24 protein-coding genes are annotated in these 20,629 nt (G+C 36.1%); 23 read left to right on the top strand and 1 reads right to left on the bottom strand.

Annotation, left to right across the window (positions count from 1 at the left end; all coding sequences use genetic code 11):
- The coding region (locus FLS47_RS19075) for a helix-turn-helix domain-containing protein (protein WP_149914989.1) at positions 1-96 on the bottom strand (96 nt) is incomplete at its 3' end.
- Positions 97-334: 238 nt separating this feature from the next.
- Between FLS47_RS19075 and tnpA the strand changes: the two genes are divergently transcribed.
- From tnpA to FLS47_RS13925, 23 genes are all read left to right on the top strand, one after another.
- On the top strand, positions 335-631 hold the full coding sequence (gene tnpA / locus FLS47_RS14035) for an IS200/IS605 family transposase (protein WP_262713882.1): 297 nt from the start codon (positions 335-337) through the stop codon (positions 629-631).
- Between the two features lie 791 nt (positions 632-1,422).
- Positions 1,423-2,379 (top strand): toprim domain-containing protein, encoded by a 957-nt coding sequence (locus FLS47_RS14030; protein ID WP_149914988.1) that lies wholly within the window; start codon positions 1,423-1,425, stop codon positions 2,377-2,379.
- A 12-nt stretch (positions 2,380-2,391) separates the two neighbouring features.
- Positions 2,392-2,799 carry a hypothetical protein gene (locus tag FLS47_RS14025; protein WP_149914987.1) on the top strand — a complete coding sequence of 136 codons (408 nt, stop codon included), beginning with the start codon at positions 2,392-2,394 and terminating at the stop codon, positions 2,797-2,799.
- Positions 2,796-3,914, top strand: a complete 1,119-nt coding sequence (locus FLS47_RS14020; protein ID WP_149914986.1) for a relaxase/mobilization nuclease domain-containing protein — start codon at positions 2,796-2,798, stop codon at positions 3,912-3,914. Before FLS47_RS14025 ends, FLS47_RS14020 begins: the two co-directional genes overlap by 4 nt.
- Positions 3,915-3,928: 14 nt before the next feature.
- Positions 3,929-4,552: a ParA family protein gene (locus tag FLS47_RS14015; protein ID WP_149914985.1), complete on the top strand. Its 624-nt coding sequence runs from the start codon at positions 3,929-3,931 to the stop codon at positions 4,550-4,552.
- Between the two features lie 31 nt (positions 4,553-4,583).
- On the top strand, positions 4,584-4,925 hold the full coding sequence (locus FLS47_RS14010; RefSeq protein ID WP_149914984.1) for a hypothetical protein: 342 nt from the start codon (positions 4,584-4,586) through the stop codon (positions 4,923-4,925).
- A 9-nt stretch (positions 4,926-4,934) separates the two neighbouring features.
- Entirely contained in the window at positions 4,935-5,237 is a 303-nt protein-coding gene (locus FLS47_RS19070; protein WP_149914983.1) for a DUF4134 family protein, read from the top strand.
- Between the two features lie 39 nt (positions 5,238-5,276).
- Positions 5,277-5,585: a DUF4134 domain-containing protein gene (locus FLS47_RS14000; protein WP_149914982.1), complete on the top strand. Its 309-nt coding sequence runs from the start codon at positions 5,277-5,279 to the stop codon at positions 5,583-5,585.
- Positions 5,586-5,864: 279 nt separating this feature from the next.
- Positions 5,865-8,330 (top strand): TraG family conjugative transposon ATPase, encoded by a 2,466-nt coding sequence (locus FLS47_RS13990; RefSeq protein WP_149914980.1) that lies wholly within the window; start codon positions 5,865-5,867, stop codon positions 8,328-8,330.
- Between the two features lie 18 nt (positions 8,331-8,348).
- A complete protein-coding gene (locus FLS47_RS13985; RefSeq protein ID WP_149914979.1) occupies positions 8,349-9,008 on the top strand; it encodes a hypothetical protein in 660 nt (219 codons plus the stop codon).
- A complete protein-coding gene (locus tag FLS47_RS13980) occupies positions 9,005-9,664 on the top strand; it encodes a hypothetical protein (protein ID WP_149914978.1) in 660 nt (219 codons plus the stop codon). The genes FLS47_RS13985 and FLS47_RS13980 overlap by 4 nt, the downstream gene beginning before the upstream one ends.
- Positions 9,661-10,332 carry a hypothetical protein gene (locus FLS47_RS13975; RefSeq protein WP_149914977.1) on the top strand — a complete coding sequence of 224 codons (672 nt, stop codon included), beginning with the start codon at positions 9,661-9,663 and terminating at the stop codon, positions 10,330-10,332. Before FLS47_RS13980 ends, FLS47_RS13975 begins: the two co-directional genes overlap by 4 nt.
- Before the next feature lie 74 nt (positions 10,333-10,406).
- Positions 10,407-11,156 carry a hypothetical protein gene (locus tag FLS47_RS13970; RefSeq protein ID WP_149914976.1) on the top strand — a complete coding sequence of 250 codons (750 nt, stop codon included), beginning with the start codon at positions 10,407-10,409 and terminating at the stop codon, positions 11,154-11,156.
- A 10-nt stretch (positions 11,157-11,166) separates the two neighbouring features.
- On the top strand, positions 11,167-12,309 hold the full coding sequence (locus FLS47_RS13965; protein ID WP_223225295.1) for a plasmid transfer protein: 1,143 nt from the start codon (positions 11,167-11,169) through the stop codon (positions 12,307-12,309).
- A gap of 18 nt (positions 12,310-12,327) precedes the next feature.
- Positions 12,328-12,948 (top strand): conjugative transposon protein TraK, encoded by a 621-nt coding sequence (gene traK, locus FLS47_RS13960; protein ID WP_149914975.1) that lies wholly within the window; start codon positions 12,328-12,330, stop codon positions 12,946-12,948.
- Positions 12,926-13,375, top strand: a complete 450-nt coding sequence (locus FLS47_RS13955) for a hypothetical protein (RefSeq protein WP_149914974.1) — start codon at positions 12,926-12,928, stop codon at positions 13,373-13,375. The genes traK and FLS47_RS13955 overlap by 23 nt, the downstream gene beginning before the upstream one ends.
- 6 nt (positions 13,376-13,381) lie before the next feature.
- Positions 13,382-14,536 carry a conjugative transposon protein TraM gene (traM, locus tag FLS47_RS13950; protein ID WP_149914973.1) on the top strand — a complete coding sequence of 385 codons (1,155 nt, stop codon included), beginning with the start codon at positions 13,382-13,384 and terminating at the stop codon, positions 14,534-14,536.
- 120 nt (positions 14,537-14,656) lie between these two features.
- Positions 14,657-15,508, top strand: a complete 852-nt coding sequence (gene traN / locus FLS47_RS13945; RefSeq protein ID WP_149914972.1) for a conjugative transposon protein TraN — start codon at positions 14,657-14,659, stop codon at positions 15,506-15,508.
- A 52-nt stretch (positions 15,509-15,560) separates the two neighbouring features.
- Complete coding sequence (locus FLS47_RS13940) at positions 15,561-17,531, top strand: type IV secretory system conjugative DNA transfer family protein (RefSeq protein ID WP_149914971.1); 1,971 nt, start codon at positions 15,561-15,563, stop codon at positions 17,529-17,531.
- Positions 17,532-17,574: 43 nt separating this feature from the next.
- Positions 17,575-18,105, top strand: coding sequence for a M23 family metallopeptidase (locus tag FLS47_RS13935; RefSeq protein ID WP_188347441.1), 531 nt, complete (start codon positions 17,575-17,577; stop codon positions 18,103-18,105).
- 2 nt (positions 18,106-18,107) lie between these two features.
- A complete protein-coding gene (locus FLS47_RS18305) occupies positions 18,108-18,257 on the top strand; it encodes a hypothetical protein (protein ID WP_188347440.1) in 150 nt (49 codons plus the stop codon).
- Positions 18,250-19,470, top strand: coding sequence for an ArdC family protein (locus FLS47_RS13930; protein ID WP_223225294.1), 1,221 nt, complete (start codon positions 18,250-18,252; stop codon positions 19,468-19,470). Before FLS47_RS18305 ends, FLS47_RS13930 begins: the two co-directional genes overlap by 8 nt.
- Before the next feature lie 20 nt (positions 19,471-19,490).
- Positions 19,491-20,300, top strand: a complete 810-nt coding sequence (locus FLS47_RS13925; RefSeq protein WP_149914968.1) for a DUF4099 domain-containing protein — start codon at positions 19,491-19,493, stop codon at positions 20,298-20,300.
- Positions 20,301-20,629 lie beyond the last annotated feature (329 nt).

The raw sequence follows: 20,629 nt of genomic DNA, 5'->3' as shown, positions 1-20,629 counted from the left end.
AACGTAACGGATACATCCAAAATGCTTATCCAACAACACTTTTTGCTCTTGTGTTGGCTGCAATTCAAATTGATATGTCCGAAAAATTATCTTCATTCTACTATTAAATAGTTTTATTTTATGCAAAGATGCATTTTATTTATGCAGTCCGATACGTTTTTTTTTTGTAAATATTTCCATTTTGATTGAGAAACAGTCACAAAAAGCTTCGCTACTATGTCTAAAAAATGTAATTACATCAGCACAAATCGTTCAAAACACTGCTTAAAGTGTCATTTAATCTTCGTTTGCAAGTATCGTAAAAAAGTTACTTGTCGGTCAGTTAAAAGATGATATGCGTTCTTTTCTCTTAAACATTACTTCTAATTCAGATTTTCAAATTGAAGTGTTTGAATATGATTTAGAACACATCCATTTTCTTATTCGTTATATCCCTCGGGTTTCAATTACTTCTATTGTTCGCAAGTTAAAACAAGAATCTGCTTATTACATTTCGCGTTCACCACACAGGTCATTCTTATTTAAACATTTTTGCAAAGAACATACTTTCTGGTCTGATGGTTATTTTGTTTGTTCAATAGGTGAAGCATCTCCTGATACTATTCGTGAGTATATTCTCAATCAGGGTTAGTCGCTTACATCCCACAGGCTAAACACCTGTGGGTTTTACGCTCCGTTTTATAAACCCTGAAAAATTGTGTAAATAGATAACGATAGATAGTATGCTACGGGGTAAGGGCGAACTTTCACTTTTCGCTAAATAAATACCCGAAACATAAAAAACCTTTAACCACTGACTAATAAGTTTTTATAAGAAAAACTTCCCTAGGGTGAATTCTTTTTTTCACCCCCTTTCACTGTTTGATAAAGCATATAATTTTTTGATTTGATAAAAATTAGAAGAAATATGTTTTAAAATTTTCAATTATTAAACAAACACTTAAATGATTAACTCCTAAAGCGCTATAGCTATATGCTTAAATAAGAAAGCATAGCCTACCGAAAATTAATACAAACCTATTTCTAATAATGCATAAGAACAAAATAGCCAAGCTAAAGCAGAATAGCCAAAGCTTCCATCCATTAAGTAATCGTTGCGAGAATGATTCAATGATGTTCTTTGACAGCCAGGAACGAAACATTATCCTTAATTAAAAAGGAAATTTTGTGAAAGTGAGAATAGAGTCTATTCAATATACTGAAAGCACATTGGCAGGTGAATACCCGGTCTGTACGGACTGACGTGAGTAGTTCCGAATAAAAATAAAAATGAAATAAAACTATGATCCTCTAGATTTCAAGTGGATTCTTTTAAATCTATTGCAAACAGCCCTTTTGGTGAGCATATATACTTAACCGATAGCATATCAAGGGCCACTAACCTTTAGAAAAATAAAATCTTTTATTTATAAATCATTAAACATGTCAACATATGTTAATATTGAAGAATTTCAAAATATACGGATTTCAGATTTTCTTGCCGCCCTAGGACATTATCCTGAAAAAAAATCTGGTAAAGAACTTATCTATCATAGTATGCTTCGGCAAACTTCTCAATCCACGCCTTCTTTTAGCGTTTGGGATGATGGAGGTAAATGGATCGATAGAGGTGGCGCCAACCATTCAGGGATTTACGGCGGTGGGATTATTCAACTCGCCCTGGCTTACTGGCCTGAGCTTTCCTTTAAAGAAGTGCTTCTTGAAATGCGAAACACACTTAATACCCGACCCATCAGCTCTATAAATAATTCCTTACTTCAGAATGTAGATGTTCAAAAGTCTCAAGACTATGCCTTTAAGCTGGTTAAGACTAAACCTCTAGGAACAAACTTCTTGCTTACCAAATACCTGGAATCTAGAGGGATTTATGACGTAGCACAAGGGCACCTTCAGGAAGTATATTATAAAAACCACTTGAATAAAGACTCTTTAACAAGCTATTATGCCATAGGCTGGCAGAATGAGCATAAGAATTTTGAGTTCACCACCATTAAAGGCTTCAAAAGTAGCATTGGGGCTAAAGGAATTTCAATAATTCCAGGATCTGATGAAAATCATGCTGCCGTATTTGAGGGCTACATGGATTACTTGAGCTGGCTAAAACACACAAGTAATCCCCAGTTATCCCCTACCATTTATGTACTTAATTCCATAGCACAACTAAATAAAACCATAGATAGAATTAAGAACATCAAACAAATAGATTTATTTCTAGATAACGATAAAGCGGGAAAGCAAGCTACTTCAAACATTATAAATGCAATACCACATGCCAAAGATCGTTCAAATCAGTATCAAGGCTACAAAGACTTTAACGAGATGCTTGTAGATAAAATTGGCTGTAAATATCATTCCTTCAATAATTTTTTAAAGCGCTAAAACATTTTTAGTATGGAAAATAAAACGTCAAAATTAACGGCTAATCACAAAGAACCTAAAAACAGATACCATCTGTCTCTTACATCTACTGAACATACTAAGTTAACAGCATTAGCCAAAAGCTTAGGCATGAGTAAATCAAAAATTGTTAGATTAATGGTTATTGAAGAGTCTAACATTATGCTTTGTAATACTGTGGAGCTTATAAAAGCTTTAGATACATTAGGCACGCATTTAGCGCAGATTAGAAATTCACTTGAGCCAACAATTCCTTATTACTTTACTAAGGAGAAAAACCCCGAAGATAACATGCATATCAGCGCTGTAACGCTAGCAAATATAGAAGACTATTTTCTCTCGTTAGGCAAAATCGAGGCTGCATTTTCAGAATTATTAAAAATAGTAAAGAAGATGAAATGAAAGTTATAATTTTTAATAATCAAAGCTCATTTAAGGGTGTAATGTATAACATAGCTAAGGTTAGCAGTGATAGAGCTGAATTAATGTGCGCAGAAAATTTTCATGCTCTTAGCATATTAAGAGATATAAAACCTCAAGATTATATTGATTATTTACTTACTATATCTGCTGCCAGCCGGATTGAAAAACCCCAATTTCACGCTGTCATTACTTGCCAAAAAGAAATCCAAAATAAGTGGAACTTGACTTTCATGGCTATAGAATGGCTTGAGAAAATGGGATATGGCAAACAGCCTTATTTAATTTTTTTTCACTACGACACAAACGTAAATCATGTCCATATTGTATCGACACGCGTGGGTAGGAATGGAAAAGGTATAAGTGATAGCTTTGAAGGCATTAAAGCATATACTGAGCTTAACAAAGTTCTCGGTATAGATTCTAAAAAACAAGCACAAGATGATCTTCATAAGGCATTAAACTATAAATTCTCCTCGCGTATGGACTTTATCATGCTTTTATATGCATTGGGTTACAGCGTTCAAATTAAAAATGAAACGCTGGGTTTGATAAAACATGGAAAAATACAAGCTGAGGTTTCCCTTAAGAAAATATATGATAAAATATCAAACGCAGAGTGCTCTAATTTGAGAATACAAGAGCTCAGGGAAATATTTGCTGCCAATCTGAAAAAATATGATGCCTCAATGCATATTAAAGAGTATATGAAATATCAAAAATTTTCATCATCCCCAATAAGATGCACATCCGATTTTATTTTACAGCTTAAAAAAAGCCACAACATTCAGCTTATTTTTCATGGAAGAAGTCGTAAAATGCCAACCGACTACTGCGTAATCGATCATCAAAGTAAGACGGTATATGAAGGTAGTTACATTTGGCCCTTGTCTGACTTTATTCAGCCTGTAAATAAAAATAACATTTCTGAAAGTAGAGCGCAATCCGATTTTATAGACAGGAATGACGGTTTAGACGCTAGTTATAAAGAAAGTTCTGGGATTTCAATACTTGATTTCCAAATCGATATTATCGAAGAAGTAGAACCCAATGCACTATATAAAAGAAGGAAAAATAAGACAAACACAATCCCCTAAAACCAAAGACAGCTATGATCATTCTTATAGGAAATATTAAAGGGGGCGTTGGTAAAAGTATCCTCACGCTAGCTCTGGCAAATTATCTCACGCAAGAGCATAGAAGATGGGTCAGTGTATTGGACTTAGATTTCAAGCAATGCCTAATTAATATGCAGAAAAACACCCAAATTCTGCAAACTCCATCCTTATATACGATATATGACAAACAACAAGCAGAAAACATAAATCTACTCTTAAAGATTAAAGAGAATCCACATAAAATTCTGCTGATTGATCTTCCTACCAGTATAGAGGATACGCATGCTATGGACTACGTTTCACGCGCCGATCTTATTTTATGCCCTTTTAGTTATGACCAATTTACCATTCACGCCACGCTGCTTTTCAGCTTAGTACTATCCAAATTGAATCCTCGAGCGCCATGGTGCTTTATTCCCAATAGGATAAAGAATTCTGCAAAAATTGAATCTAAAAAGGATATTGAGCTCACACTTTCAAAATTTGGAACCATTACATCGGTAGTTTACGATAGGATTGATTTTCAAAGACTAAACAACATACATACACCAACAAGTCTATTAAGCTTACTCCTTCCTACCCTAGACAGCATTTACCATCAGTATCTGGAGAGATAAATCTAAAATTTACATTTTTTATTAATTAATTATGAACTGGTTTACTTTTTTATTTAGCCTTGCTACAGGCTATGTGATCTATTATGTTCTCAACATTATTTATGATCTATATATCAACACGGCAAAGGCCTCGCCTAATAACCCGCAGCAGCAGGAAATAATAATACCGCAGCCTAATAAGCCAATAAAGGTCACTTTAAGTAAAAAAGAGACTAATCAAGCTGCTAAAAAAGTAGGGGTATCGACTCAAGAAAAAAAATCTCAGGCTCTACCTATTACCCCCATTGCAAGCACTGCCCCTATTAGCTTTAAAGATCTCTTGGTGCTCGTACAAAACGAGGTTATAGAGTACACTAAAGCAATCCCCTATTAACGTCAACTCATGCAAAAACAACTATGCTATCTTTTAATCCTCCTTAGTATTCTACTACATACCCATTCAATTTTTGCACAACCTGCAATCAATGAGTTTTATAGCGCAAGTAATCAAATTGACCGCTACTATATCGTCCTATCTGATCTAGCACTTGCAATAGGAGGAATATGTGGAGTATTAGGCGGATTACGGATTTTCAACAATTGGCAGTTTGGAAGAGACCGCATAGATGCGCAGATTGCCGGGTGGTTTTTCTCCTGTCTATTTCTATCCATACTTAGCGCAGCTCTTAAGGGGCTATTTCACTAAACTAACATTCAACAACTAAATAACTTAAAAACAATAATCATGAAACAAAATCTAAAAAAACTATTTTCAGCCATTTTACTTGCTATTTGGTCAGTAAACTTCATCTACGCTCAAGGGGGAACTGTGGGAATAAACGCAGCCACGTCTTCCCTAACAGGCTACGTAGACCCTATATCAACTTTAATACTTGCTATTGGCGCAGTTGTCGGCCTGATAGGTGGAATACGCGTGTATATTAAATGGAATAGTGGGGATCAGGATATTAACAAAGAGCTAATGAGCTGGGGAGGCTCCTGCTTATTTCTGGTGTTAGTAAGTGTGGTGATTAAAGCATTCTTTGGCGTATGACACCGAAAAGTTATCCCATATACAAGGGGCTTCAAAAGCCCCTTACCTATAAGGGTTTTAAAGGAAAATATATTTACTGGGCACTTGGCTCATTAATATTAGGGCTATTTATAGGGGCCATTGCCGCGGCCTTAACCAACATGATAATAGCTGGACTTTGCGCCCTTGCAACCATGGGTGGCTGTATTGCGCTGATACTTCACCGGCAAAATAAGGGACCCTACCATAGAAAAAAATACCCCAGAATTTTTGTTCCTCAAACCAAACTATTAATTAGCTATGAGAAAAGTAATCAAAAATCTATTTGATATCCCCTACGCCGGTATAGACAATTACCAAGGTATTGATATACTCTATCACTTAAATGGTGATTATTCGGTGATACTAAAAATTAATAATCCCATTATGCAGTATGCCGCAGATGCAAAACTTTATATTCAGCATCATCAGATACTTCTTAATGCGGTTAAAATATTAGGTGAAGGGCATATGCTGCAAAAGCAGGATATATTTATTCGCAAAGCATATAAAGCAAATCAAAATCAAGAATTCCTTCATAGCAAATACCAAGAGCATTTCTCCGGGAGAGCCTATACAGAAATTCAAACCTATTTCACCATTACCCGTTCGGTAAAAAAAGGGGCTTTTTACACTTTTGACGCCAGAGATCTCTCCGCATTTATTGTAAATATTCAAAAAATATATGAACTATTTTTTCAGGCAAACCTAGAGCCAAAAATACTTTCCAATCAGCAGATAAATCTGTTTGTAAAGCGCGTTATGTCTTTAAATTTCAAAGATGAAAATATTACTTTAGATAATATTAGGCCTGAAAACACAGAATTATCAATCGGTAATAAAAATGTTCGGGCTATCACACTTATTAACACCCAGAGTATAGATCTTCCTGAAACGATAAGCCCATATACTATAAAGAATGATTCAGGCGCACAAAATTTCCCTATTGACAATTTCTTCTTTCTTTATAATGTCCCCGATTATCAGCTTATCATATACAATCAATTTATGGAAATACCAGCACAACGCCAGTTGATAAATAAATTAGAAGTTAAAAGAAATAGGCATGCGGGAATACCTGACCCCGCAAATACATTATGTGTAGAAGATATTGACAGATTATTAGTTGATGTTGCACGTGAAAACCAAATTTTGGTACATGCGCACTTTAACATTTTGGTCTCAACATACCCCGGTAGTCTAGATAAGGCAACGAACTTTATAGAGGCTGCACTATTCCAACAAGGAATCATCACTTCCCGCAATGCCTTTAACCAGCTCGAGTTATTTCGTACAACCCTTCCTGCAAATGCTGCGGAATTAAAAAAGTATGATTGGTTTCTGACAACCTGCGATGCCGCGCTATGTTTGTTTTTCAAAGAACGATTGCCCGGCGATGAACCATCTGACTTTTTACTTTACTTCACCGACAGACAAGGCATTCCTGTAGCTATTGATCCATCGGATCATCCTATGCAAACTGGAAGAATAAAAAATAGAAACCGATTCGTACTGGGATCATCAGGAACAGGAAAGAGTTATGCTATTAATGCTATCGTTCAGCAGTATCTACAGTACAATATGGATGTAGTAATCGTGGATGTGGGGCACTCCTACTCGGGTTTATGCAGTACTTATAATGGAAAATATATAACCTATAGTGATGAAAACCCCATTACCATGAATCCTTTTGCCATCACCAAAGAAGAATTTAATATTGAGAAAAAAGACTTCTTAATTACCTTAATATGCCTTTTATGGAAAGGATCTAACGGTGAAACTTCAACCCTAGAACGTGACGTAATTTCTAAAGTAATTTCAGAATACTATATAGATTACTTCTCCTATAAAGCGGATAAGCGTACAGAGGAGCTAAATTTTAACAGCTTTTATCTTTTCGCAAAAAAACATATCCCAAACATCATGAAACAGGAAAATATTCCCTTTGATATAGATGAATTCTGTTTTGTACTTAAAAAATTCTATAAAGCCGGAGAATATGAACAGATTTTGAATGAATCTGCAGATAAATCTCTTTTTGACGAGCAATTTGTGGTGTATGAAATAGACAATATTCAGTCCAACACCATATTACTCCCCATTGTCACCCTTATTATTATGGATATGTTTATCCAAAAGATGAGGCACAGAAAAAACAGAAGGAAAACGCTCATTTTAGAAGAAGCTTGGCGAGCTATCTCTTCTCCAATGATGGCAAATTTTCTGTTGTATTTAAATAAAACGGTACGTAAGTTCTATGGAGAGATAATTGAAGTAACCCAAGAAATAAACGACATCATAGGAAATCCCATAATCAAAGATAGTATTATTAACAACTCGGATACGGTTATACTTCTACAACAAAAAGAAACTGATTTAAAAAAAGTAGCAGAACTTCTTAATATAAGTCCTGTCGAGCAGCTAAAAATCAGCACCATAAATAAGCTTGATAATAAGCATAATCGCTCCCGATTCAATGAATTCTATATTAGAAGAGGGAATTCCGGCGAGGTCTATGGCGTAGAGGTAAGCTTATATCACCATCTGGCCTTTACAACAGAAAAGCCAGAGAAAAGTGCTGTGGAAATATACGTGCGACACTTTAAAACCTACCCCAATGCCCTTACAGCTTTTGTAGATGACTTTAACAAATCGAAAATGAGCCTTAAAGAGTTTGTTAACCGGGTAAACCTCACCAGCGCGCCCGTTGGATCTATTAATTTGTAACCCTTAAAAAACAAATTCATGAAAACGCTCTCCATTATTTTAATGGTATTGTGCATACACCTAGCCAATGCCCAAGTTTATGTGGACCCTACTGTCGCTGCAGCAACAGCTACACATGCCGGTGTAATAAACCGTCAGCTTAATAATGTCAATGAAAACCTTACTTTAATTCAACGTGGGCAGCTTGCAATCACGGGGCAGTTAACTATAGCTAATGATTTGCAAAATCAAATTTATAGAGGTCTTTCAGAGGTATCCGGCGTGATGCGCTCGCTTTTAGCCGTTAAAGATATCACTGAAATTTCCGCCGACATTCTAGAAAACATTGAAAAAGCACTATTAATAGCAAAAGCCAACCCCATACTCCTACTTTTTGCAGAAGAAGGTGCCCGAGAGTTTAAAACTAGGGCTTCAAATTTAGCCTTAGAAGTGGGCACCTTCGCACTTAAAGGCGGAAAGGAAAACCTGATGGATTCGGGTGAAAGGGCTAAGCTATTAAACTACATAAGAATTGAGCTTAACATACTGCGCGGAATAGCATTTGGAATGCAAAGAAGCATGTTCTGGGCGCAGCAGCGCGGAATACTGCAATCCTTGAATCCTTACAGCACCTTTATAAATATTGATAAGAGTATAGCTGATGATATTATTAGGAATTCAAGACTGGTTAAAAAATGAAAACGTTACTGCTCCTATTTACCTTTAACATGTGCCTACTGCCCTTGTCAAAAGCACAGCTTAATATTGAACTATTACATCAGCTTGTCGCTCACAGCAAACAAGAATATGAAAAACAGCAAACTCTTCGAAGCACCCAAGTTGTAGCGACAGCAAACCAAGAAATAAACAGCCAGCAAACCGCAACGCTAAAAAGTCGATACCGTGAGATCACAGGGCGATTTCAGGTGCTAGGGACAGCATTACTTATCCTTAATACATCGATGGAATCCTCCAAATTAATACAGCAGATTACCAACGAGCAGGAGCGCATACTCCACTATGTCCAAGATGACCCCAGCACGTTAAGGCTTGCCCTAAATTCTCAAAGCGAATTAATCCATAGAGCCCAACAGTTAGCCAGGTATATTTTAGGACTTATGCTCACAATCGGGGAGATTAATCAGATGAAGCAAAGTGACCGGCGAATATTTTATGCTCAGGTAATCACCGAGCTGAAAACTATATTAAGCATTTCAAGGAGTCTTGCAAACTCCATGTATTACGCCAGTGTACTTAAAAAGGTTAAATCCCAGCATGCATTTTCTGATTTCATAAATGAAGATAAACGTATCGTAGAGCGTATCCTATCGAAAATAAAAATCTTGACCCCATGAAATTAATATATATAATCGTTTTGTTCTTCTTTCCGATAAATTTTGTGCTAGCCCAAGGGGTGGTAACCGTCATTCATGATGCCAATCATCTGCGCACAGTTAATGAAAATGCTGCTGTACGCTTATCTGCGGAAAGCTACCACAAATCACTGCTTAGCCAAATAAATCAACAAGTAGATAATATCAATATAAATTTAAGCGCAGTGGTATTAGTAAAAAACATCATTCATCAATCTTTAACTCATGTAGATCAAGGTTTGAAATCCTCTATCCAAGTGGTTGGTATTGGCAAACTTGTACAGGAGATATATAAAGAAAGCAGTGTGGTATTGCAGCTGGCAGCCCCCGCCCCATGGCTATTACTTTTTGCCGAGCAAGCCTCAAAATCTTTTAAAGATAGGAGCCTAAAACTTGCGGCCGAAGTATCCGAATTTATATTAAAAGAAGGTACTGACATTTTAATGGATTACCAGAAACGAGATTATCTACTCACAAAAATAAGCTTAGAGTTAAAAGTAATCAGAGCCCTTATATTTTCCATGCACCGAGCTATTTATTGGGCCAAAATAAATGGTATTGTGAAATCAATTAATCCGTATGCCAGCTTTATTAATACCGATAAGCAGAAAGCAGACGAAATTTTAAGGTACTACAACCTATTAAAGTAAATTACCCACTAAATTTTAAAAAAATGCTAAAATCAAAATTTTCATACCTATTGCTCTTCTATATCATCCTAAGCTTGAGCCCTCTCAATGGGCAAACTGTACGGAAAATAAATGATAAACACATTGTCAATCAACAAGAGCGTATGGTTTTTAAACAATGGGATAAAAATAAATTTACGCCCAAAAAAGGCTTTCTAGGATTAAACCCGCAGTATTGGCTTACATGGGGCCTTCACCCAAACTATCCTAAAGTAGACCATCGCCCATTATCTGCTTCTGGACCTCAAACCCTACGCATGGGTATGCTACTGGCAATGAAAGAATCTACCCAGCGCTATAAACTACACAGCGACACCCTGCGTAGCACTTCACTCACGGAAATATATAACTACGCTCCCCAAGTTAATTCTGCCGATCCACTATGGAATCTATACTATAAAAATGAGCTTAGCCCACTTCTAGAGGAACGTATTGATCATCTGAAAGATTTTCCTTACGAATTAAAAATAAACTTGATTGCCAAAGGAGTGCTAGACTGGTACATCCAAGAATTTGAAAGCCTAAGACAGAGACTCTCAATCGCGCAACAAAGTTACTTGGATAGAGGAAGTAGAATGCTTAGTTATCACCGTATACTGCAAGACTATCAACTACTCAATACCAATTGGAATGCAAAAGTGCAGTATCAAGCTAAGTATCTCGCCCTAGCAAAGAAAATACATGTTTCCCCGAATGCCTTAAGCCTCCATATTCCTTCCATACCGCCCGGGCAGACAGACATTCAAATAGCCAACAAAATTCTTACGCGTCTATACGCTAAATAAACCTCATGCTATGAATATTTTAAATTTCTTATGCTTACTTCTGCCCGTAAACCATCAATCTATTGCTGCCAGCGCACCCGAATCATTTAAGGATACTTTCAATTTCCTGCAAGGCAATGGTGTTTATGAGGAAGGTGTGATGCATTTTTTACGGGGCATGAAAAACACCATGTGGACACATTTTGATGTATTTATAGCCGATGCGCAAGCCTTAGCAGCCATTTTTATGCTAATATCATTCGCCATAAGGTCATATGATATGATATCAGGTGATAAGAAATTAGAAATAATGCCACTTCTGCGCCCTTTTGGCCTAGCAATGATAATAATATGGTGGAGCCCCTTTACACGCATTATATCCTATCCCACAGATATAATAGCCGCCAAAACAGAAGCCCTATTCGATACAGGACAGTTACAAGTAAACGCCTTACGTATAAAACGAGCAGATTTAATGATTAAAATTGCCGACCAACTTACCACCATTCAAGCCCAGACCGAGGTGGCTCAAAAAGAAGCAGATTCTTGGTATGGCAAAGCCTGGGAATCGGTTACCTCTACTGTAAAAGAAGGATTTACTACCGTATGGAATACAGTAACACAGTTAAAAAACAGAATGCAGGTAAACTTACAACTGCTTTTAACTTTTACACTTGAAACCCTTGCACTATGGGTCTTAAGAATTTGCGTGTATATAATTTTTATGATTCAAATTATATATTCCACCATACTTATCATATTAGGGCCTTTTTCAGTTTCTACAAGCATACTTCCTGCCTTTAGAGATTCGTTTTCAAGCTGGATTGCGCGTTTTGTCAGTGTTAACCTTTATTCAGGAATTGCTTACCTGGTGATGCATATATCAAGTCTTTTTCAACAATATGCCCTAGAGGCGGAGATTACACGCTATGAACAGTTATTAGCCACATCGGGAGATACTTTAGAGAAAATGGGCTGGTTTGCCTCCAACGGGATACTAAGTTTCGGTATTGTTATTATCTCCTTTATTATAGGGGGCCTTACCATGTTAACCGTTCCGAGTATCAGCACGTGGATTATTTCTACAAGTGGAATTACCTCTGCAGTGAGCACCGTAGCTAGGAACTCATCAGCAGCATGGCGTACAGCCAGCAAAATCGCAACTAAAATATAAACTACAAACCTTATCATTATGATTATTAGAAACATCGAGAGCAAGATTAGACTAGCCACATGGATTTCGATTTTAAGTCTTATAACTAGTATTATAATATCACTTGGCGTAAGTTTCTTTGCATTTAAACAGATTCATATCGCCCGTAAATCCGTATATATCTTAGATAAAAATTCTACCCCCTATCAAGCAAACCAGCTGGATGTGAACGTGAACAGGCCGCTTGAATATAGAACGCATGTGAATTTATTCCATATGCTCTTTTTCACACTTGCACCAGATGAGAAATTTATAGAGTACCAAATGAAAAAAGCAATGTACTTGATAGATGAAACAGGTGCATTACAGTATAACAATTTACGGGAAAAGGGATTTTTCAACTCCATACTCTCTTCAAGCGCTGTATTAACTATACAAACAGATTCTATTCATATAGATCCTGAAAGGAAATATTTTCGCTATTACGGTAAACAAACTATTGATAGACGAAGCTCCACTGTGGTGCGAACAATTATCACAGAAGGACACCTCCATGATCTAAAACTTAGAACCGAGAATAACGGCCATGGTGTATTAATTACAAAATGGAAAACAATAGAAAATAAAGATATCAGCCATGTTCAGAAGAATAACATCTAATAAACAAGATCAACCGTCCCTATGGCAGGAGTTATATAATCGTTGGGAGGATCATATCGGTAAAATACAGCGCAGCTTCTTCTATATTATAAATTCCTACCCCAAAACTGTATATGGGGTCATGGTATCCAGCATTCTAATCTCTTTAGGATGCTTTTTTTATTTACCTAGAGAGCACAAAGATACCACGCAACCCCCGGCCAAAAGTTTGCTGTCAGGCTTTTACGCTGGAATGGGTAGCATCGCCTACTCTGCCTCAGCGACTAAAGAATTATTTGAGCTCCAAAGTATAGTTGAACAATTAGTTCGTAAAGATTCATTAACCCCCCAAGATAGTGCCATGGTATTGTATGTTTTTGAAAGAATGCAGAAAATTGAAACCAGCATAATCAATTCAAAAATGCCAGACACACTGGTACATAAATAGCAAATTATGAAAATTAACTTCAAAAAACCACGGTACATCATTCCTGTTATTGCACTGCCCTTTTTATGTATATTCTATTACATATTTAATGATGTATTTGCCACAAAAAATCCGCAGGACCAGCCCAGGGAAAATACACTGCAAGAGCATATTACCGATGTGTCCGATGAAATAAAAAAACGAGAGCTGGCAGATAAACTTGCTGCATATAAAAATCAATATAAATATGCAGACGGATATACTGCCATAAGTCAAATACAACAGGAGCAGCAAACAGAATTTAAGTTCGATGAGCTATACAACCAGAACGAAAAAAGAAAATTAGACTCTATTGAGAAATCATTATCCTCTGCTCAGCTTTCTTATAACATAACTAAACCATACCCGGCAAAAAGCACAGATAAAGAACTAGAAAATATACTTAAAAATTTACCTTATCAGCAAAACGAAAAAAAAGAAAGCACCAGCACAAAGCAGCTGGATCCTTTGGATTTATTTCGAAAACAGATGGCTCTAGCCGACAGCTTTGCTAAAGCGAATGATCCCCAATATAACGCTAAAGAGCCTAATGAGCAGCCACACCACACAGCACAAAGGGAGCTTACAACAAATTTAAATGTAGAAAAATTCACAAATAGCAAGGGAGTTTTTAATACCATTAAAAGCGATAAACAAGAAAGCTTAATAAAGGCAATAATAGATGAAAATAGAACCTCCTATGTGGATTCGCGGCTTCGCTTACGACTGCTTGAAGACTTAAAAGTAGGGAAATATAAAATTGAAAAAGGGACCTTTCTCTATGCCAAAGTATCGGGATTTTCCGCGCAAAGGGTAGAATTAACAGTAAACGCTATCCTGCATAAAGATCAGATATTACCTGTTAAACTCAACATCTATGACCAAGATGGTCAGGCAGGATTATATGTTCCTGAATCTCAGTTTAGAGAATTTAGTAAGGAAATTACCAGCAACTCGGCACAGGGCTTAACGATTAATCAACAAGCAGAAAATAATGCCCAATTATTAATGAGTACTGTTCAGCGCATGTTTCAATCCACAAGTTCAGCGATCAATAAACACATAAGAAAAAATAAAGCAAAAATAAAATACAATACCCATGTCTACTTAGTAGACGCAAGTGCAAATAATAGCGCAAATTAAAAGCCAGGCGTTTTTCTAAACATTTACTGTATTCACGCCTATGTAGGCTTTAATCTTGGCCTATATTATCCATAACTACAGTGCCGAATTTATATTTCCTTACACCTAAAAACATACCTTATGAAAACTATAAAAATCAATTTAACACTGCTATTCTCCCTTTTGTATATCACGCATATTTTTGCACAAAACACTTTAGCCCGACAAACGCACATGCAGGATCTCCCTACTATATACCTGTACGCCGATAACTCTGTACATTTTCTATCTCCACAGCCCATTAAATATGTCGATATCTCCTCGGATCTAGTTCATGGAGATTTGCCCTTAGAAAATATGTTGCGTATTAAATTTCAAAACGACTCTATAGCACAAGGGGCATTAAGCCCCGAGCTTGGAACGTTAACTATTGTCGCCGAAGACTTTGTTTCTCAATACCGGCTTTGCTACCTTAATACCTTTCAAGCAAACCTGCCTGCCTTAATCCAGCTCGATCCGATCAGGAGCCAACCCCTGGAAATTAACAGAGATCTTTTAACAGAAATCAATAAAAAAGAAATATCCATGCAACTCCTATCCAAAAAAAAATCCAAACCAATCACCAAGAAAAAGGATTTTGGGATAACCCTTTCAGTTAATGAGATTTATGCAGTAGGTGAATATATATTTTTAGATATCAGTTTTTCAAACCAGACAAAACTATCTTATGACATCGATGAGTTTAGGTTTTTTGTTGAAGACAAAAAAGTACTTAAAACGACTAACTTTCAAAGCGTTGAAATAACACCCATATGGAAATTTAAGGAGCTAAGCACTATAAAATCCCACCAACGTAACATATATGTTATTAAAAAAGTCATATTCCCCAATAGCAAAGTTCTCAAAATTAGCTTAACAGAAAAGCAGATTTCCGGACGTATGCTAGATCTGGACATAGGTTTTGATGATATATCAAATGCAAAAGCGCCATAATCGAATTCCCTTAGCAAGATTATCAGTTTATTAACTAAAAACTCAAGAGATCATGGAAGAAACTAAAGAACAAAAAAGTCTTTATAGGTTGCTTCAATTTGGAGTTTATCTCTCGGTATGTTTTGATGTCTATCTGTTTGCTTTTACAAAAGCGTTTCTACACACCCAGTATGTTTTTGTAGAAAATCTAACCTACAAAGTTTTAAGTTTACCAATGTATAGTAGCCCTATAGCTAGTAAATCATTTACACTGAGCTTACTGTGCCTAGTGGCCATAGGAACCTTATCAAAAAAGAAGGTAGATCTCAACCCGCAAAAACATATTCTCTTTCCGTTAATCTTTGGAATACTAATATTAAGTATTTCCATTTGGCTGTATTATAAATTTCCAACCTCTACAAGTCTAAATAAAATTAACACCCTGAATTTAACCTATACTGCCTGCAGCATAGTTGGGGTTGTATTATTGCATGTTGCCTTAGATAACATATCAAAAATCATACACTCTAACCTTGGGAAAGATAGATGGAACATTCAACAAGAGTCTTTTTTGCAACAAACAAAAGCATCTACTAATCCATATGCCATCAATATACCCATGCTATTTTATTATAATAGAAAAGTAAACAAAGGGTTCATTAGCCTTGAGAATCTTTTTCGTGGACTTTTAGTATGTGGGGTTCCCGGAAGTGGGAAAAGTTTCGGCGTTATTATGCCTATAATTAGACAGATGATAAATAAGTCATTTACCATGTGCCTATACGATCTTAAATACCCGGACCTTGGCAAAATTGCGTACTATCATTATAGCAAAATGGTCGATAAAGGATATGGACACAAATTTCATGTGATAAATCTGAATGAGCCCCAAAAAAGCCGAAGAGTGAATCCATTTAAGTCCGAATATATAAAAACCTTAGCTGATGCATCGGAGACAGCAGAGGCGTTAGTGGAAGCTTTAAAAAAAGGTGATAAGTCAGCTGGAAGCGATCAATTTTTTACGCAATCGGCCATAAATTTCCTTGCAGCATGTATATATTATTTCAGCAGGCATCAACAAGGGAGATACTCCTCATTTCCTCACGTACTAGCCTTTTTAAATTTATCATACGATCAAATATTTACTGTACTATTCAGTAATGATGAACTAGCCTCTTTATTATCTCCATTTATGTCTGCCTATAAAGCTAAAGCATTTGATCAATTGGAAGGACAGGTCGGCACCCTGAAAATATTTATCTCAAGAATGGCTACCAAGGAAACATTTTGGGTGTTTTCTGGGGACGATTTTGACTTGCGTATATCTTCCCCCAAGTCTCCTTCAATTCTTGTGCTTGCTAATGATCCAAGTACGCAAAGCATTAACTCGGCCTGCCTTTCTGTTGTTCTTAATAGAGTTACTAAACTTATAAATACCAAAGGAAATCTACCTGTAGGCCTAGTGGTGGATGAAGCCCCAAGTGTATATATACATAAGATTGATGTATTACTAGCTCAAGCCAGATCAAATTTATCTGCTGTAGTATTAGGTATCCAGGAACTACCTATGCTCCGTCAACAATATGGCAAAGAGGCAGCTGATACCATCATGGCTATAATGGGAAACATCATATCTGGAGCAGTACGAAGTAAGGATACACTCGATTGGTTAGAAAAACTTTTTGGGAAAGTTAAACAGCAAGGTGAAAGTCTAAGTATAGATAGAACAAAAACTTCTATTTCGGTCAATGAAAAGCTAGATTCGCTCATTCCTGCAGGAAAAATAGCATCGCTTTCAGCGGGAGAAGTTGTAGGCATTCTTGCTCGTGATAGAATTGAAAAATTCACTGGAGAATTTCAAACCACAGCAATCAACTGTAGGATAAACCTGGATATGAAGGAGTTGAATAAGGAGGAAAATAACTACCAAGAAATGCCCCTATTTTACGACTTTGGAGATCAACAAGAAGAAATACTACTTGAGAATTATTCCCTGATAATTCAACAGGTAAACCAGGTAGTTGACCATGCTATCCAAAGCTAAGATATCCCAGATCTTTTTAATTATCTCTTTAAACATCAAGAACATGCTATATAAATTTCTAAATTTCTGTTCTATAGACAGACGTATCACCCATGCATTGCCTATTTATTTAATATGTCTATTACTTATTCCTAAAATTCATTTTGCACAACAGCTCCACATTAGTAGCCCTTTGCCTGAACTAAAAGTCACTTCACCTTTTGGCAAGAGAATCCATCCGATCCTTGGGATACCCAAATTCCATTACGGCGTAGATTTTAAGTGTAAATCAGATACCATCAAAAGTATTCTAAATGGAGAGGTGATTTTTGCTGGACACCATAGGTATCTCGGAAATTATATTACCATAAAATCTGGAGAACTGGAAATAATCTACGCACATCTGAATAGTTTACTCCTACAACAAAAAGATCAGGTCTGCGCAGGAGATAATATTGGAATCTCAGGAAACACTGGCCTTGCAACAGCAGAACATTTGCATCTATCGATAAAACTAAAAGGCAGGTATATAGACCCTATATCATTTCTTAAAGAAATTCAATCACTACACCTTAACATGCTAAAAAATAACTGAAAATGGATAATCATTTTATAAGCCTACAAGAGAAATTAGCTTTACTAACCACTCTAGGAAGCATTGAGCTAAGCCCGGAAGAAGCCCTAATATATGGAATAGAACACATGGATCATTCAAGTCAATTTAAGGAAGGAGATGAAGATGAATAATAACAGTTCCAAAGCTTTACATGAAATAGTTGCTAACAATATTATTAAAAAGCTAGAACAAGGAACAGCGCCATGGCAATTGCCATGGAATAGCAATGGTCCTTCATTCATGCTGCCCTATAATGCCCTTACAGGTAACAGGTACAAAGGAATAAATATATTATCCCTATTAAGTGCCCAAAGAGAAGACCCTAGATGGTTGACATTTAAACAAGCAGATTCTCAGGGGTATAGTGTCAAAAAAGGAGAAAAAGCAACACTTATTCAATATGTAAAAACTCATGATTATTTCACCTCGCGAGACCAACAGGGGAAAATAATAACCCAGGAAGATGGAAAACCTTTAAAAGAATTTCAAAAGCTTAAAACACCTATTATAACAACCGCATGGGTATTTAATGCCCAGCAAATAAACGGCATAGAACCTTTAATAATAAAAGAACCTAAAATTTCAAACTGGGAAAATCTACAAAGAGTAGAAAATCTAATTATAGCGTCCAAAGCTAATATTTCCCACAATAATGAAGATAGAGCCTATTACAATTCCAAAACTGACCAGATTGTAATGCCCAAACGCAATCAGTTTGATTCCGCTGATAAATATTATGCTACTGTACTGCACGAAATGGGACACTGGACCTCTCACAAGGATCGCTTGAACAGAGATATTTTTAATCGAATAGGAACTCAAGAGTATGCCCGAGAGGAATTAAGGGCTGAAATTGCCTCAATGCTTATAGGACATGAACTTAACATTGGACATGATCCGGGACAACATATTTCTTATGTGGAAAGCTGGATTCAATTACTAAAAGATAAACCTTATGAAATACATGCCGCAGCAGCAGATGCCGAAAAAATATTAAACTACATAATGGCATTCGACATTAAAAGAGACATAAATACATCAAGAGATATACAAGAGAACATTAAAGTTTCGAGTAAAAAAATGGGCTCAAGCCTAAATATGGGAGAAGTAATTGAGTACAATAACACCTCTTATAAAATTCATAGCCTGCTTAAAAGAGGTCGCTTTAGAGTTGAAGATCTATCCACGGGAAATAACTTCATTCTTTCAAAATCCGATGTATTATACAATTCTTTACTATCGGCTAAAAGCCCAACTAAAATAATTCCAATTAACATTAATCAAAACGCTGTGCATTTACCAACTAATGAAGAACATTCTAACATTATTTCAATCAAACGATAATATTTCTCAAACCAATAATTATGGAAAACTCAAAAAGTAAAATGGAAACCCTTCCCTTAGAGGATTTAGAAAAATTAGGACTTTATAAAGACGGAGACTTAAAATTAAAACCTGAAGATATTGAATCTTTACTTTCAGGCCGAAGGACAGACATGGTTAGCCTGAAAGGGCTGCAGGTAGATGGCATCGAAATCGATAAACTCGACGCAAAACTTTCACTGTATCGTGATGAGCTAAACAATATTACTCTTCAAATTCACCCCATTTATAATAAGCCACAAAAACACCCTTTACTAACTTCTTTGGAAAACGAGGCTCTTATTTCTGGAGAAGTGAACCTAATAAGCAAATTACACAAAACTAAAGATGATAACATCATTACTGTAAACATCGAATACGATAAACAAACCAAAGATTTTGTATCGTATGACCCTAGTAGACTACCACAAATAATTGAAGTTAATGGCTTGCCCTTATCTGCTTCGCAGCAAGAGGATTTTAGAAAAGGTAAACTAATTGAATTACAAGATGGGACGAAGTTCCAACATTCAGCCACCGATAGTCAAGGTATACTCTCAGATAGAAAAAGGTTAATCCTTTCTGTACTTATTGATGGAGGGCTGTCCTATCTTATTTTTAGAGAACTAAAAAACCTAAGAGGTAATATGCATGAGCAGACCGAAGGGTTAACAAAAAACTATAATGAAACTCTTGCAAGGCTAATTATGGAAAATAAAGAAAATATTGATAAGCAAACTACTGTTAAGGATTATCATGCTCAAATGGCTAACAATACGAAGAATGATTCTTACAGATATCCTTCTAGATGAAGTATTGTCAATATATTTAATAAATAAGAAGTGGAGCACAAGATAAAATAATGTATTTATTGCCTCATAAGAACCTGATATAGGTATGCTCTTTTTCCTAGTTATCCACTAATCGAATATATATCAAATAACCAGCTGTAAAAAGGTAAAAGCTTTTTATGATAAGTTTTTTCACAAAGTTTACAGCTGTTCATTCAAATTAGTGTGAACTACCCATTTGCTAAAGACAAATGGGCTTCGGGCTTCACAGACTTGTGCTTTGTTGCCAAAGTCTTATTTGAGTCTCCGCCCGTGTAATCGCCAGTTCCTGACGATATTATTTTTAATCC

It is taken from the genome of Sphingobacterium cavernae (assembly GCF_008520265.1).
Taxonomy (GTDB): Bacteria; Bacteroidota; Bacteroidia; order Sphingobacteriales; family Sphingobacteriaceae; genus Sphingobacterium; species Sphingobacterium cavernae.
The sequence above is the reverse complement of the archived record's forward strand: the minus strand, read 5'-3'. Positions and strand labels throughout refer to the sequence as shown.

Bases quoted from the DNA above. Each gene is read 5' to 3' on its own strand.
- tnpA (WP_262713882.1), top strand. From the start codon at position 335: ATGCGTTCTTTTCTCTTAAACATTACTTCTAATTCAGATTTTCAAATT.
- FLS47_RS14030 (WP_149914988.1), top strand. From the start codon at position 1,423: ATGTCAACATATGTTAATATTGAAGAATTTCAAAATATACGGATTTCA.
- FLS47_RS14025 (WP_149914987.1), top strand. From the start codon at position 2,392: ATGGAAAATAAAACGTCAAAATTAACGGCTAATCACAAAGAACCTAAA.
- FLS47_RS14020 (WP_149914986.1), top strand. From the start codon at position 2,796: ATGAAAGTTATAATTTTTAATAATCAAAGCTCATTTAAGGGTGTAATG.
- FLS47_RS14015 (WP_149914985.1), top strand. From the start codon at position 3,929: ATGATCATTCTTATAGGAAATATTAAAGGGGGCGTTGGTAAAAGTATC.
- FLS47_RS14010 (WP_149914984.1), top strand. From the start codon at position 4,584: ATGAACTGGTTTACTTTTTTATTTAGCCTTGCTACAGGCTATGTGATC.
- FLS47_RS19070 (WP_149914983.1), top strand. From the start codon at position 4,935: ATGCAAAAACAACTATGCTATCTTTTAATCCTCCTTAGTATTCTACTA.
- FLS47_RS14000 (WP_149914982.1), top strand. From the start codon at position 5,277: ATGAAACAAAATCTAAAAAAACTATTTTCAGCCATTTTACTTGCTATT.
- FLS47_RS13990 (WP_149914980.1), top strand. From the start codon at position 5,865: ATGAGAAAAGTAATCAAAAATCTATTTGATATCCCCTACGCCGGTATA.
- FLS47_RS13985 (WP_149914979.1), top strand. From the start codon at position 8,349: ATGAAAACGCTCTCCATTATTTTAATGGTATTGTGCATACACCTAGCC.
- FLS47_RS13980 (WP_149914978.1), top strand. From the start codon at position 9,005: ATGAAAACGTTACTGCTCCTATTTACCTTTAACATGTGCCTACTGCCC.
- FLS47_RS13975 (WP_149914977.1), top strand. From the start codon at position 9,661: ATGAAATTAATATATATAATCGTTTTGTTCTTCTTTCCGATAAATTTT.
- FLS47_RS13965 (WP_223225295.1), top strand. From the start codon at position 11,167: ATGAATATTTTAAATTTCTTATGCTTACTTCTGCCCGTAAACCATCAA.
- traK (WP_149914975.1), top strand. From the start codon at position 12,328: ATGATTATTAGAAACATCGAGAGCAAGATTAGACTAGCCACATGGATT.
- FLS47_RS13955 (WP_149914974.1), top strand. From the start codon at position 12,926: ATGTTCAGAAGAATAACATCTAATAAACAAGATCAACCGTCCCTATGG.
- traM (WP_149914973.1), top strand. From the start codon at position 13,382: ATGAAAATTAACTTCAAAAAACCACGGTACATCATTCCTGTTATTGCA.
- traN (WP_149914972.1), top strand. From the start codon at position 14,657: ATGAAAACTATAAAAATCAATTTAACACTGCTATTCTCCCTTTTGTAT.
- FLS47_RS13940 (WP_149914971.1), top strand. From the start codon at position 15,561: ATGGAAGAAACTAAAGAACAAAAAAGTCTTTATAGGTTGCTTCAATTT.
- FLS47_RS13935 (WP_188347441.1), top strand. From the start codon at position 17,575: ATGCTATATAAATTTCTAAATTTCTGTTCTATAGACAGACGTATCACC.
- FLS47_RS18305 (WP_188347440.1), top strand. From the start codon at position 18,108: ATGGATAATCATTTTATAAGCCTACAAGAGAAATTAGCTTTACTAACC.
- FLS47_RS13930 (WP_223225294.1), top strand. From the start codon at position 18,250: ATGAATAATAACAGTTCCAAAGCTTTACATGAAATAGTTGCTAACAAT.
- FLS47_RS13925 (WP_149914968.1), top strand. From the start codon at position 19,491: ATGGAAAACTCAAAAAGTAAAATGGAAACCCTTCCCTTAGAGGATTTA.